This window comes from Desulfosporosinus sp. I2, assembly GCF_000960765.1.
Classification (GTDB): Bacteria; Bacillota; Desulfitobacteriia; order Desulfitobacteriales; family Desulfitobacteriaceae; genus Desulfosporosinus.
In genome coordinates this window covers 1-12920 of record NZ_JYNH01000133.1, presented here as the reverse complement: position 1 = coordinate 12920, position 12920 = coordinate 1, and the positions used below count along the sequence as shown (strand labels likewise).

The 12920-nt window shown below is 40.7% G+C and carries 11 protein-coding genes, 2 pseudogenes and 1 riboswitch; of the genes and pseudogenes, 11 read left to right on the top strand and 2 right to left on the bottom strand.

What is annotated here, in order from left to right:
* The first annotated feature begins 138 nt into the window (after nt 1–138).
* The 5 genes and pseudogenes from UF75_RS20745 (at nt 139) to UF75_RS20730 (ending at nt 4109) form a co-directional block, all read left to right on the top strand.
* Nucleotides 139–991: pseudogene (locus UF75_RS20745) on the top strand (ATP-binding cassette domain-containing protein).
* Nucleotides 992–1013: 22 nt separating this feature from the next.
* The gene (locus tag UF75_RS31110; RefSeq protein WP_348983084.1) at nt 1014–1505 is read left to right on the top strand and encodes a DMT family transporter; all 492 of its coding nucleotides are present in this window, start codon (nt 1014–1016) and stop codon (nt 1503–1505) included.
* Nucleotides 1432–2079, top strand: coding sequence for an EamA family transporter (locus tag UF75_RS31105; RefSeq protein WP_348983083.1), 648 nt, complete (start codon nt 1432–1434; stop codon nt 2077–2079). Before UF75_RS31110 ends, UF75_RS31105 begins: the two co-directional genes overlap by 74 nt.
* A 94-nt stretch (nt 2080–2173) precedes the next feature.
* The gene (locus tag UF75_RS20735; protein WP_045576459.1) at nt 2174–2905 is read left to right on the top strand and encodes a precorrin-6A/cobalt-precorrin-6A reductase; all 732 of its coding nucleotides are present in this window, start codon (nt 2174–2176) and stop codon (nt 2903–2905) included.
* 241 nt (nt 2906–3146) lie between these two features.
* Nucleotides 3147–3343, top strand: a riboswitch (cobalamin riboswitch).
* 235 nt (nt 3344–3578) lie between these two features.
* Nucleotides 3579–4109 (top strand): cob(I)yrinic acid a,c-diamide adenosyltransferase, encoded by a 531-nt coding sequence (locus UF75_RS20730; protein WP_045576458.1) that lies wholly within the window; start codon nt 3579–3581, stop codon nt 4107–4109.
* Between the two features lie 83 nt (nt 4110–4192).
* On the opposite strand, the gene UF75_RS20725 is transcribed toward UF75_RS20730, so the two are convergent.
* Both UF75_RS20725 and UF75_RS20720 read right to left on the bottom strand, forming a co-directional pair.
* The gene (locus tag UF75_RS20725) at nt 4193–4591 is read right to left on the bottom strand and encodes a YkvA family protein (RefSeq protein ID WP_082075263.1); all 399 of its coding nucleotides are present in this window, start codon (nt 4589–4591) and stop codon (nt 4193–4195) included.
* A gap of 112 nt (nt 4592–4703) precedes the next feature.
* Complete coding sequence (locus tag UF75_RS20720) at nt 4704–5930, bottom strand: MFS transporter (RefSeq protein WP_045576457.1); 1227 nt, start codon at nt 5928–5930, stop codon at nt 4704–4706.
* A 430-nt stretch (nt 5931–6360) separates the two neighbouring features.
* On the opposite strand from UF75_RS20720, the gene UF75_RS20715 reads away from it, so the two are divergent.
* From UF75_RS20715 to UF75_RS20685, 6 genes and pseudogenes are all read left to right on the top strand, one after another.
* Nucleotides 6361–6726, top strand: coding sequence for a metalloregulator ArsR/SmtB family transcription factor (locus UF75_RS20715; RefSeq protein WP_045576456.1), 366 nt, complete (start codon nt 6361–6363; stop codon nt 6724–6726).
* Between the two features lie 54 nt (nt 6727–6780).
* Entirely contained in the window at nt 6781–9129 is a 2349-nt protein-coding gene (locus UF75_RS20710) for a heavy metal translocating P-type ATPase (protein ID WP_045576455.1), read from the top strand.
* A 487-nt stretch (nt 9130–9616) separates the two neighbouring features.
* Nucleotides 9617–10306, top strand: a complete 690-nt coding sequence (locus UF75_RS20700; RefSeq protein ID WP_045576454.1) for a response regulator transcription factor — start codon at nt 9617–9619, stop codon at nt 10304–10306.
* Between the two features lie 11 nt (nt 10307–10317).
* Nucleotides 10318–11724: an ATP-binding protein gene (locus UF75_RS20695; RefSeq protein ID WP_242860368.1), complete on the top strand. Its 1407-nt coding sequence runs from the start codon at nt 10318–10320 to the stop codon at nt 11722–11724.
* A gap of 591 nt (nt 11725–12315) precedes the next feature.
* Nucleotides 12316–12513, top strand: coding sequence for a hypothetical protein (locus UF75_RS20690; RefSeq protein WP_045576453.1), 198 nt, complete (start codon nt 12316–12318; stop codon nt 12511–12513).
* A gap of 174 nt (nt 12514–12687) precedes the next feature.
* A pseudogene (locus UF75_RS20685) lies at nt 12688–12920 on the top strand (hypothetical protein); the annotation flags it as partial.

The window sequence follows — 12920 nt, the reverse complement described above, 5'->3', positions numbered from 1 at the left end:
TGCCATGGCAGCGCGGTGTTACACAGGTGAGATTAAAGTGCTTACCAAAAAACGTCCCATTAGCCTCAGAAATTATCTTATTATAACAGGATTGGAGATCCCTTTAATCTTATTAAATTTGCTTTGGAGGTAATACGTTTGTCAGAGCTCATTCTTGAAGCAGTTAATTTAGAGTATTCTTATCCGGATGGCACAAAGGCTTTACGCAAAGTGAATTTACAAGTTGAAAAAAGGAGAGAAGTTAGCTATTCTGGGCTCAAACGGGGCTGGTAAATCCACGTTATTTATGCAGTTTAACGGGATTTTTCGCCCTAATTCAGGTTCTATAAAGTACCAGGGACATGATATTTCCTATAAAAACAAGGCTCTGATCGAATTACGCAAGAAAGTGGGAATCGTCTTTCAAGATCCGGATAGTCAGCTATTTTCCGCTAGCGTTTGGCAGGATATCTCGTTTGGCCCTCTCAATCTCGGACTTTCAGAAGAAGTAGTGACAGAGAGAGTTAAACAAGCCTTAATAGATACGGAAACCACTGACCTTGAAGATAAACCGACTCACTTGTTAAGTTACGGTCAGAAAAAACGGGTTTCTATCGCGGGCGTTCTGGCGATGGGACCAGAAGTCATTATTTTTGATGAACCAACCGCCGGGCTGGATCCTCGTCACTCCCAGGAGTTCATGCAACTTCTGGAGAAATTGAGCATTCTGGGTAAAACGATTATCCTATCCACTCATGATGTCGATTTAGCCTATTCCTGGTCAGATCGGTTAGTCATTATGTCTAGTGGAGAGATCATTGCACATGGAGAACCTGGTGAACTATTCCTGCGACCGAAGATTGTGGAACGTGCTGATTTAGCCCTTCCATGGCTGATAGAAATGCATATTGAGTTGGTTCAAAAAGGATGGTTACCTCCATCTACCCCGTTGCCGAAAACAAGGGAAGATTTGTTTAGAACCATTCCGGTAAAGAATGATCTAGCGGGCTAAAACATGACAAGAGGAAAGTAAAATGAAGACTGCCCCAATACTAAAGGCCATAATTGCTGCTGCTTTGTTTGGAGCAAGTGCCCCTCTTTCAAAACTGCTTTTAGGTGAAATTAGTCCTACTCTAATGGCATCATTTCTATATCTTGGTAGTGGTATCGGTCTTTATGTACAGAGATTCGTACCGAGATACTTCCGAAGCGTAAACACGTGTTTCAGTAATGAGGCAAGACTTACTAGAAATGACTGGCCCTGGGTAATTGGTGCTGTAAGTATAGGAGGGATTGTAGCCCCCATTGTGCTGATGTTTGCCCTGAAAAATACACCGGCCTCAACGGCTTCCCTTTTGCTGAATTTCGAGGGCGTGGCAACTACCGTAATTGCAGTCGTTGCATTCAAAGAGGATGTCGGGAAACGTATATGGATGAGTACTATTGATTACAATGGCGAGTATATTGCTTTCATGGGATTCATCCGGGCAGTGGGGCTTTTCATTTGGAGCCATTGGCGTACTTAGTGCTTGCATTCTGTGGGGGATAGACAATAATTTCACACGAAACGTTTCGGCCAAAGACCCTCTCTCGATTGTAGCAATCAAGGGATTAAGCGCCGGTACTTTCTCCTTAATTCTATCCGTTATTTTGGGTTTTCCGTTACCTTCGTTCAAATTTGTGCTTCTGGCAATGGTCTTAGGCTATTTCAGTTACGGGCTAAGTATCGTACTATTTATTCGAGCCATGAGAGAATTAGGGTCTGCTAGGACAAGTGCTTTGTTCGGAACGGCTCCTTTTGTTGGAGTAGCACTATCTTTGCCCTTGTTCAGAGAAAGCCAGGGCACGTTGTTTTTCTTGTCTCTTCCAATCATGATTATTGGGGCAGTCTTTTTGCTCAAGGAAGAACATGAACATTTACATAAACACGAAACAACGGAACACGAGCATAGGCATAACCATAACGATTCGCACCATACACACGGCCATTCTGATAATGAAATACCTAAAAATGGCCATCACTCCCATGTTCATGGACACGAATTTATAATTCATGTCCATGAACATGCTCCCGACATTTACCATAGACATGCACATTAGTAATACTAAACAAAGTTGTCATATATCCCATACACATTAGGATTGCATATTTTAGTTACACATGTTGTCAAAACGGCTATGGAGGTTAACAAAAATGATCATGCTTTTGGGAGAAACGGCGGCAGCACGTGAGATCAGTAAATGTCTGGATATTAGAGGGCTTGAGTTTATGCGTTTGCAAACCTGGACAGAGAAGACCTGCTTGAAGACGCCTTCATTAATCCTTGATGCCAGCCCTCCTTCCAGCATTGTAAAGTTTGCCCCATTACGCCAATGGTGTGAACAGCGGTGCATTCCTTATCTCAGGTTAGAAAGACCAGAGACTGTCATTCCAGACAGCTTATTAATATATCCAGTTGGTACCTGGGAGGAAGCTTTGCTCCAGTTAGGACAGCGAGTCGGTGCAATGCATCAAGCGAAAAGACGAGTAATAACGATTTTCGTGACGACGGGAAGCCACCAAATGGAAAGCATTGTGCAAGCTGCCTTTGCTCGCTATGCTCGTTTAGTTGTTAGGGTTCTTCCGGAAGGGCGCTTAGTCCAAAAATGTCAAGATATGGGCATTTCGCCAAGGGATATCGTAGCTATGCAAGGGCAATTTTCTAAAGAGATCAACAATGCACTATTTAAATTCTATGGAGTAGATATTCTATTAACCAGAGATAGTGGGTCTGCTGGTGGGACAGATACGAAAATATCAGCTGCCTTAGAATTGGGGATCGAGACAGTCCTTGTGAAAAAAGCCAAGACGAATGCTGGTTTGACTGTGAATAATGTCAAGGAATTACTGGATTGGGTAGATGATAACATTCCTGACAAGAGGTAATAAAAATGAAGAATGAAAATATTACCCCAATTCTAAAAGCCCTAATGCTGCTGCTTTACCATTGGAAGAGGCAGTCGGAAAGCGTATAAGAACTAATCGCTTATAAACACCCTCATACACCTGATATTCACCACAGGCATGTACACTAAAAATAGGGGTAATAACAGCGAAGCTAACATACACGTAAAGCAATTGGTTAATATGTTATTGCTTTGCATGGAAGTTCCATATTGATTAAGGTAATTTAATAGACAATCCAGGTGCCGTTCATGTTCCGATGACGAATGACGAACGGTTAAAAGAGAAGTTGGGTGAAAATCCCACGCGGTCACGCCACTGTAAAAGAAGAATCCTCCTAGAAAACCACTGGGGAACCGGGAAGGTTAGGAGGGTGAGGACGCTTAAGCCAGGAAACCTGCCTGTATTTGTACACCATGAACTCTACGTTTGAATAGGGGGTGTGTGAAGTGTTCACCGAAAACAGCCGGTGCTATTTTGGAACCTCTTGACATTTCCAGTCGGGAGGTTTTTCGTTACTCAGATGACCTTTCTGCGGGGGAGTGAGTTGGATTAGTTATTATAATCGGGGATTTTGCCGTGTTCGTACTCCTTGGAGTGAGGCAGTGTTACAAGGTTGAAGCTAATAACATTTAAAAAGGAAAGGAGAAAAAGCATGCAACAAGGACTTATCCATATTTATACTGGTACAGGGAAAGGGAAGACGACAGCAGCAGTCGGGTTGGGGATCAGGGCGTATGGACAGGGACTTAAGGTATTCATGGCTCAGTTTTTAAAAGGATGGTCAACGGGTGAAATGAATACCATCGCTAGTCTAGGACCGTGTTTTCAACTCTTTCAATACAAAGAGAATGACAAATTCACCTGGGGAATGACGAATGAAGAGATGGTAGGAATAAAAGGAGAAATGCGGATTGGTCTGAACTACACTATTGAGGCCGTCATGAGCGGGGAATGGGATTTGATCATCATGGACGAGATTATGGCCGCTGTGAATTGCGGTTTCCTTCCTCTAGAGGAAGTAGTCGAGATTCTTAAGATAAAGCCGCTAAAACTGGAACTCGTTCTGACAGGGAGAGATGCTCCATTAGAGCTGATCGAGTTGGCTGATTATGTCTCGGAAATAACTGCCCGCAAACATCCTATGGAAAAGGGCATAATGGCGCGGGAGGGAATCGAGTACTAAACGTAAGAGATAGCTCCTAGTAGGGGGAGCTATCTCCTTTCATAACCTTAGTTATAGTACCAAAAAATGGAACACCCTTTTTGTTATTGGATTAGTTTATAAATAATGCTACCTAGCCAGTAAGCCAAAAGAATCCAAATGATGATAAAGATAATACCAGTTACCCAATTTTTCGGGTTTCCTTTTTCTCGAATTTCATTAGCTTTTATTCGTAGGTCATCTATGATGGGCTGAGGAATCATTTTTAACGCTAAAGAAATACCTAATGGAATCAGAATGATGTCATCAAGATAACCTAGTATTGGTATAAAATCAGGAATTAAATCTATTGGACTAAACGCATAGGTTACAACGAGGAATGAAACTAATTTTGCGTACCATGGAACACGGTCATCCTTGGATGCAAGGAAAAGAACAAACAATTCTTGTTTCAACTTTCTTGCGAAAGCCTTTAATTTATCAAGGATTTTAGCTTCGGGCATTTTCATTCTCCTTATCGTTCGAGTTACCCGACTTCGCGCGTTATTGGTCAAAAATGGAGAGTTGGGTTTATGAACTTGTCATGTCAGATTGGAACAATCCCCTTCCTGGAAGTCAAAGTTCGATATATTTGCCAATATTCTTTTTGAGTGCAAGAAAAGCAATGAATGCTAATAGTTCTATGACAACTATATAACCAGTGAGAAACGTAATTGAGTATTGATATAAAAATCCCATTGCAACACCGCCGATAAGCAGTGCTAACCCGCATACTGTATTAAAAATGCCGTAAGCTTTTCCTCTATTGCTGATGGTCGTTATATCTGCTATGGTAGCACGCATAATGGTTTCCTGAATGCCCATAACGGCTCCCCATAGTATAACGGCAATTATCACAGAAATAGAGTTTTTGGAAAAACCTAAAAAGGCGATAGGTAACGTTAGTATCGGTATTGATATTAACGAAACAAAACCTATTTTGTCATACGTTTTGCCAATTATGATAGCTACGACTGCGTCAATTGCCATTGCAAAAGCGTATAGGGTTGGAATTTGTGCTTCTGGAATGACCTTTTGGAATTGTAAGTGGTATGAGATTATCGGGAAATTCGCAAACCCCAAAATACTGATAAAGGTAAACACAGCGTATAACCAAAATATTTTAGATAACGATTCTTGGTCGTTGACTGGTGATTCTGTTTCCTGCAAGTTTTCTTCAAGCATTTTAGGTTCGGGAACTTTATATCTAACTAAGAATGCTATCACTACTGTTAATATTGCTGGAACCCACATAACCGTAAATCCCTGCTTAAACCCACCTGTTAAAGCAAGAGACGCTGTAAAGATAAGCGGTCCAATGAACGCTCCCACCTGGTCAAGGGCTTCATGAAGTCCAAAGCCAAATCCCGTTCCTAGCTGTTTTGTGGCGTGAGAGAGCATGGCATCTTTGCCAGGACTTCGTATTGCTTTACCTGTACGTTCTAATATGATAAATATAGCCGCTATTTGCCAATTGCCTGCAATAGCAAGTAGGGGTACTGCAAAAAGTAGACCGTAACCGAGGATGGTTATGAACCAATACTTTTGGGTACGGTCAATAAAATAGCCTGATACCAGTCTTAACGCATACCCTAAGAATCCACCAATACCTGCTACGATTCCTATAGCGCTGGCACTTGCACCTAAATATCCAAGATATGGACCATAGACGCTTTGTGCTCCTTCGTAGGTTATATCTCCGAAGGCACTTATAATACCAAAAAGAAGAATAAACTGTATTGCAAGTTTCTTATTATTTATCGCTTCGATAGGCTCTTTACCTTGAATAAATATCACTTCCATCCATTTGATATTTGTCCAATATTTGTTGTAAATTCTAATAAAAAAATGTATTATGAGGGATATTTTTATTTTGTCACAACGTTGTCCCTATTTTACATCGATTTCACATGTATTTTCAAATACAGAATATGTGTGCATCTAGTTTATATTTAAAGCACATTGAAAGACATTGGTTTCGGAAGATATATCTACTGCTTTTGTAGTTCCTAACCTATCATTAGCAACATACCCCTGCCCTTATGTTAAACAGGGGGCATGTTGGTTAAAATTTTAAAAAGGGAAATTATTCATTGCTGGTAAACCAGATTACCATTATCTATTGACTTCTACAAGAAAGCCAAATATAATAAAAGCATATACATGAACATATATTCAAGTAATCATGTATTAATGTAAAGTGTTTGAATTTGTTTAGAAAAGAGGTATCTATATGGTTGATAAAAGGCATGATGTCGATAGGTGCGATTGCAATGTAATACACGAGGAAATTGTAAATCAGGTCAAAGCCAAAATGCCCTTGGAAGAAAACTTGTATGACCTTGCAGAACTATTCAAAGTCTTTGGTGATTCGACAAGAATTAAAATACTTTGGGCTTTGGATGAAGCTGAAATGTGTGTCTGTGACATTGCTGTTTTATTAAATATGACCCAATCGGCAATATCCCATCAGTTAAGAGTATTGAAGCAGGCAAGACTTGTGAAATATCGAAAAGACGGAAAAATTGTATTTTATTCATTGGAAGATGATCATATAAAGCAAATATTCGACCAAGGATTAATCCATATCAATGAATAGTGAGTCATGAATCATGATGAGATTGACAAGAGAACCAGAAAGAAGGAGATTATTATGAGTTCGACAGTGAAGAAGGAGCTGCTATTAGAGGGATTAGATTGTGCAAACTGTGCCACTAAAATTGAGGATCAAGTCAAAAAGGTGGGAGGGGTTGCAAGTTCTTCACTGAATTTTGTGACCAAAGTTCTTACTATTGAGTTGGTCAGTGATGGGAATAAAGACGATATACTCAATCAAGCGAATCAAATAATCAAGAAACTTGAACCCGATATAATTATCAAGGATAAAGCACTATCAAGGCCAGAAAGAAAGGTATTGTTATTAATTGGGTTGGACTGCGCAAACTGTGCCAACAAAATTGAAACAGAGGTCAAAAACCTTGAAGGTGTAAACTCTGCTACTGTAGACTTTGTATCCAGAAAATTAACCCTTGAAGTAAATAGCAAGCGCGATCTGCAAAGGGTCGTCGAGCAAGCATCTAAAATTGCAGTGAAGATAGAGTCAGGTATCAAAGTGGTTGAAAGCGAGGATAAGAAAGAGGAAAGTAAAGAAGCTGAAGGTATAAACAAATCAAAAGTTATTCGTTTAGGTATTGGTGCAGTTCTCTTTTTTGTCGCCATATTACTCAAGGTCCCGTTTTGGGTAGAATTTGGAATGTTCTTTGTAAGCTATGTATTAGTTGGTGGGGAAGTTGTTTTAAAAGCAGTTAGAAATATTTTAAAGGGTCAGGTGTTTGATGAAAACTTTTTGATGAGTGTTGCCACGATAGGTGCTTTTGCTATAAAGCAATTTCCTGAAGGTGTGGCAGTCATGCTTTTCTATCAGGTTGGCGAGTTATTCCAAAATATGGCCGTAAACCGTTCGAGAAAGTCAATCAGTGCTTTGATGGACATTCGACCCGACTATGCCAATCTAAAGGTTGGCGAGGATATTAAGAGGGTATCTCCTGAAGAAATAAGTGTTGGAGATATTATCATTATAAAACCGGGAGAGAAGGTCCCCCTTGACGGCAAGGTGATTGAGGGTATGTCTATGCTTGACACGTCCGCCATAACCGGGGAGTCAGTGCCAAGAGAAGTTGAACCAGGAAACGAAATTCTGTCAGGAACAATCAATAAGAATGGACTATTAACAGTTGAGGTAACTAAAGAGTTTGGAGATTCCACAGTATCCAAAATCCTCGACTTGGTACAAAATGCCAATAGTAAGAAAGCTCCAACTGAACAGTTCATCACTAAATTTTCAAGATACTATACACCAGTCGTGGTATTTGTTGCCTTAGCAATGGCGGTTATTCCACCTTTGGTTGTTTCAGGTGCTACATTCTCAGATTGGATCTATAGGGCTTTGGTTTTTCTTGTTGTGTCCTGCCCCTGTGCTTTAGTAATATCGATTCCCTTGGGTTTCTTCGGTGGTATTGGCGGAGCTGCTAAAAGTGGCATACTGGTCAAGGGCAGCAACTACCTTGAAGCCATAAATAATGTGGACACTATTGTTTTTGACAAGACGGGCACCCTTACCAAAGGTGTGTTTAAGGTTACAAAAATTTACACGCTTGATCGTGAATCAGAGGAGAATCTATTAGAGTATGCTGCTTTTGCTGAAAGCTATTCCAACCATCCCATTGCAATTTCAATCCTGAAAGCTTACGGGAAAGAAATTAATAAAAGCGAAATAGAGAACTATGATGAAATCTCGGGGCATGGAATCAAAGTGAGTGTTAAGGGTAAACGTATCCTTGCTGGTAACAAAAAACTGATGGCTAAAGAAAATATAACTTATGATGTGGTTGATGAAACTGGTACAGTAGTTCATGTAGCCATTGATGGTAAATATGCTGGCTACATTGTTATATCAGATGAGATAAAGGATGATGCCCAAAAGGCCATAAGAGAGCTTAAGGGGATTGGCGTAAAGAAACTAGTGATGCTTACCGGAGACAGCAAGTTGGTGGGAGAAGCGATTGGTCGTCAGTTGGGCCTTGATGAAGTACATGCTGAATTACTCCCCGATCAGAAGGTTGAGAAGCTGGAGCTCTTAGAAAAACAAAAGCAGACAAAAGGGAAGCTACTCTTTGTCGGTGATGGTATCAATGATGCCCCGGTACTGGCTCGTGCTGATGTTGGGGTGGCAATGGGAGGATTAGGTTCTGATGCAGCCATAGAGGCGGCGGACATTGTAATCATGACAGATGAACCCTCAAAGCTTGTAACTGCCATTAGAATTGCTAAAAGAACACGAAGCATCGTCTGGCAGAATATATTTTTCGCATTGGGTGTAAAAGCTGTCGTACTTGTTTTAGGTGCTGGAGGGATAGCCACTATTTGGGAAGCAGTGTTTGCTGATGTCGGGGTAACGGTGATTGCTGTTATAAACTCAATGCGTGTTATGAAAACGAATTAGTCAATCAACCTCCTGCATCCAAATGCAGGAGGTTATTAATATATCATGGTGGCAACTAAAAAGGGTAGTTTAACAAAAATGTTAAAAATCCGTTAACTTCTTGTAATTCTCTTAAGATATAATATAGTTGTTGATTGATAATGGGGGGATTACAATGAGGAAGAAGGCATTATTGATATTTATTGTTATTGCACTATTTGTTGCAGGTCTTTTCCTAACAAAAGCATACGCGGAAACCCGTCTTTGGCAACAAAACCAAAATGCTAGACCATTCCAAGCCGAGCCTAATTCCTCTTCTACAGATATACCAAATAATGTGATACCTAATGTTAGGCAATCGGCTAACCCTGATGTCAGTGGATCGTGGTATAGTCCGATGAATCCAAACTATCGGCCTGACTATTATTGGTATAGTAGTCCTCACGAAGATAGATGGAGTAATACAGTTAGGAATTGGTGGTGTCGGTAAATAGAAGGGGGAGCTACATTGAACAATAAGGTTTTAATAGCAGACGATGACGATCGAATTCGCGAAATTGTGCGCCTCTACCTTGAAGCGGAAGGTTTTGACGTCTACCAGGCAGAGGATGGAAACCAAGCGTTGGAGATGGTTCGGAAAGATAATCCAGATCTTGTCATCCTAGATCTAATGATGCCTGGATTAGATGGCTGGACGGTTTGCAAGATATTGAGAAAGGAAACCAAGATACCTATTATCATGCTAACCGCTAAGGGAGAAGAGAATGATCGAGTGTTAGGGTTTGATTTAGGGGCTGATGATTACGTCGTAAAACCGTTTAGCCCGCGTGAACTCAGCGCCCGAGTCAAGGCTGTTCTGAGAAGGCTAGAAGGAGAAGAAAGTAAGGAACATATTCTCTCCTACCCTGGTCTTAAAATCAACCAGATTACTCGTGAAGTCGAGGTTGATGGAATAAATATAAACTTAACGGCTAAAGAATTTGAGCTGTTGCAGTGCTTAGCAAAACGACCGGGGCAAATCTATAGTCGAGATCAGTTACTCAACATGGTCTGGGAATACGATTACTGTGGAGATTCCCGTACTGTTGATACCCACGTCAATCGTTTAAGGTCTAAGCTCGAAAGCCAGGTGGGTCACAGTGACTTTATTCAGACCGTTAGAGGGGTGGGTTACAAATTCGAATTAAGTGGTCATTAAAAAATAGCTTAGTGAGTAAAATTTGGTTGGCAATTGTACTGATAGTACTAGGGGTTTTTCTGTTTTCCGTTGTCATACAAGCTCAGCAGATTACATCCTTAGTTTATAATCAACAAGCGCGCTTTTTTATAAATGAGGCGCAAGAAGTCGTAAGAATGTATGAAAACACTGAGAGATCAGTTATCAACGAAAGATTGGATGTCTTAGCTAAGTTTTTAAGTGCTAATACGGCCATCATGGATACAGATGGAAACATTCTGTACGGTCAAACAAAAGATCAGTCGCCGAGCAATTTACTATTAGAGCCAGGCTTTAAAGAGAGAGTCCTCAGTGGTGACAATGTCGTTTACTTCGGCAAGGTCGTGGGGGTCAATGAAGAGCTGTTTCTTGTGGCTGTTCCTTTAAAACGGGAAAATAAGATAATTGGCTCGGTAGTGATCAGCAGCCCCTTATCAGGACTGAAGCAGCATGTTGACAGCATTAAGGCAATTGCACTTATAGGAGCGTTGATAGGTATTGTTTTAGCTACAGTTCTAAGTATGTTTGTGTCCCGTAAGATGATCCGTCCGCTCGCAAAAATGGAAGAAACAGCACGCCAAATTACAGAAGGTGAGTTCGGTAGGCAAATTCAGGTTACCTCGGAAGACGAAGTGGGGCGTCTTGCCCGATCATTTAACCGCATGTCTACTCAGCTTAAAGAAAAAATTCAAGCTATCGAGAAACTTGATCGTTTAAGGCAGGAACTACTTTCCGATGTCTCACATGAGTTGCGCACTCCCTTAACGGTTATCCAGGGCTTTTCCGAGGCAGTGTTGGACGGGCTAGTCAAGTCGAAGGAACAGGAGCAACTCTATCTAAGAAACATTATCGACGAATCCGAGCGTCTCAGGCGCCTGGTGGATGATTTACTTGACTTAAAAGGAATGGAAGCCGCCCAAACCTTTGATGAAATGGAATATGTGGTTTTGAATAAACTCGCTCAAATCACCGTTGAACGCTTAAAACATATGGCTAATTCTAAAGAAATCAAATTAACGCTAACTGTGCCAGAGCAAAATATCACCGTGTGGGGAAACATTGATCGCCTCAAACAGGTGCTTACGAATTTATTGGACAACGCCATTAAACATTCGGAAGCAGGTGGTGCAGTGCGTGTAGTGTTGGGTATGGAGTATAATTGTACGTTTATATCTGTGGAAAATTCCGGCCCTGGCATTCCTCGGGAAGAACTTGAAAATATTTGGGAAAGGTTTTATAAAGTCGATAAATCCAGATCAAGGCGTGGAACCGGAACGGGCTTAGGACTTTCTATCGTTAAAAAAATCGTTGAAATGCATGGCGGAAAGGTATCGGCGGAAAGCGAACCAGGCCAGGGAGCCGTTTTCACCCTTTACTTGCCATCAACTGAAGAAGCTTAGTGAGCAACATGACAGAGCAAAAATTCATTAAGATTCTTACTGTAATCATTTTGTTGGAGCGATGAACCACTTTAATAACGGCATGTAAGAGTATCTGTAAAAGGATGCTCTTTTTTTGTTAGAGTTTATGTCACAAGAATGATTTTTAGCTTTTGAGAACTATTTCTTTACGAAAGAAGTTTTCGGTTGAACCAAGATAGCTAATAGTAGGGCCCGATTTTCCTTATGACAGAAGCTAAAATCATAATGTCCTACCCTCGAAATAAATCAAACTCTAACGAATGACTTAGTGAACGAAATCTATTCAATGAGTCGAGGTTGCGAAAATAGAAAGAAAGGAAGCAGTGATAACATGTCAATTTACAAAATTGGTGATGTCGTGAAAATCAACGATCAGGGAAACGAAGATTTCAATGGACTTGCTGGTTTGTTAAAAAAATCGAATTAGGCAGCGATGATGTATCCATACTATATTTCGTTGAATTTAAGACGAATGATAGCCCCCCTCGAACAGTGCTTGTCTTTCTCGAAAATGAATTGGAGGCTGCATAATTATAAAAATATTCGTCACAATTAAGGAGGTATCTAACTTTGAAACGGTTAGAAAGTTTACGTGTAGAAAGAGAAAGAGTCATTATGACGTTAAAGAAAGAGAGCAAGAATCGAGTAAAATTGTTGATCAAACTCATGGATGTTGATGACGAAATTGAGGAAATTCTAGCTAGTGAACTCAAATCATGGTCATTTGGGCTAGGCAATAACAGCTTGCAGGTAAAACCGGGAATGTAAAAAAGTTTTTTGACCTACCCTTCAAAAAATAGTCTCCTTTAACGAATAACTGGATGAAAAACGGGGGTGGTCAAAAGAAAGAAGAGCGTGGTTAACACAAGTTCGTAAGTTAAGGGATGATACTGATTAAAACATCGTGTAATCAAAGGTTTAAAAAGGAAAGGATGATTTTTTATGAAAAACATTAAAAACACTTTTTTGGTAAGTGCCTTATCACTTGGTTTAATAGTTGGTGCAGTCGGTGTAGCCGGTGCTGCCACTTCCACAACCTACCAGCAACAAATAGCCGACTGGATTGCGAACGATCCTAATCCGATGGTCATGAACATGAATACCGCAGCAACACCGGTAGCAACTCCAGCAGCAACTCCGGCAGCAACTCCAGCGGCAACTCCAGCAGCAACTCC

What these genes read in the sequence shown, in the direction of transcription:
- UF75_RS31110 (WP_348983084.1), top strand. Translation starts at nt 1,014, where the DNA reads ATGAAGACTGCCCCAATACTAAAGGCCATAATTGCTGCTGCTTTGTTT.
- UF75_RS31105 (WP_348983083.1), top strand. Translation starts at nt 1,432, where the DNA reads ATGGCGAGTATATTGCTTTCATGGGATTCATCCGGGCAGTGGGGCTTT.
- UF75_RS20735 (WP_045576459.1), top strand. Translation starts at nt 2,174, where the DNA reads ATGATCATGCTTTTGGGAGAAACGGCGGCAGCACGTGAGATCAGTAAA.
- UF75_RS20730 (WP_045576458.1), top strand. Translation starts at nt 3,579, where the DNA reads ATGCAACAAGGACTTATCCATATTTATACTGGTACAGGGAAAGGGAAG.
- UF75_RS20725 (WP_082075263.1), bottom strand. Translation starts at nt 4,591, where the DNA reads ATGCCCGAAGCTAAAATCCTTGATAAATTAAAGGCTTTCGCAAGAAAG.
- UF75_RS20720 (WP_045576457.1), bottom strand. Translation starts at nt 5,930, where the DNA reads ATGGAAGTGATATTTATTCAAGGTAAAGAGCCTATCGAAGCGATAAAT.
- UF75_RS20715 (WP_045576456.1), top strand. Translation starts at nt 6,361, where the DNA reads ATGGTTGATAAAAGGCATGATGTCGATAGGTGCGATTGCAATGTAATA.
- UF75_RS20710 (WP_045576455.1), top strand. Translation starts at nt 6,781, where the DNA reads ATGAGTTCGACAGTGAAGAAGGAGCTGCTATTAGAGGGATTAGATTGT.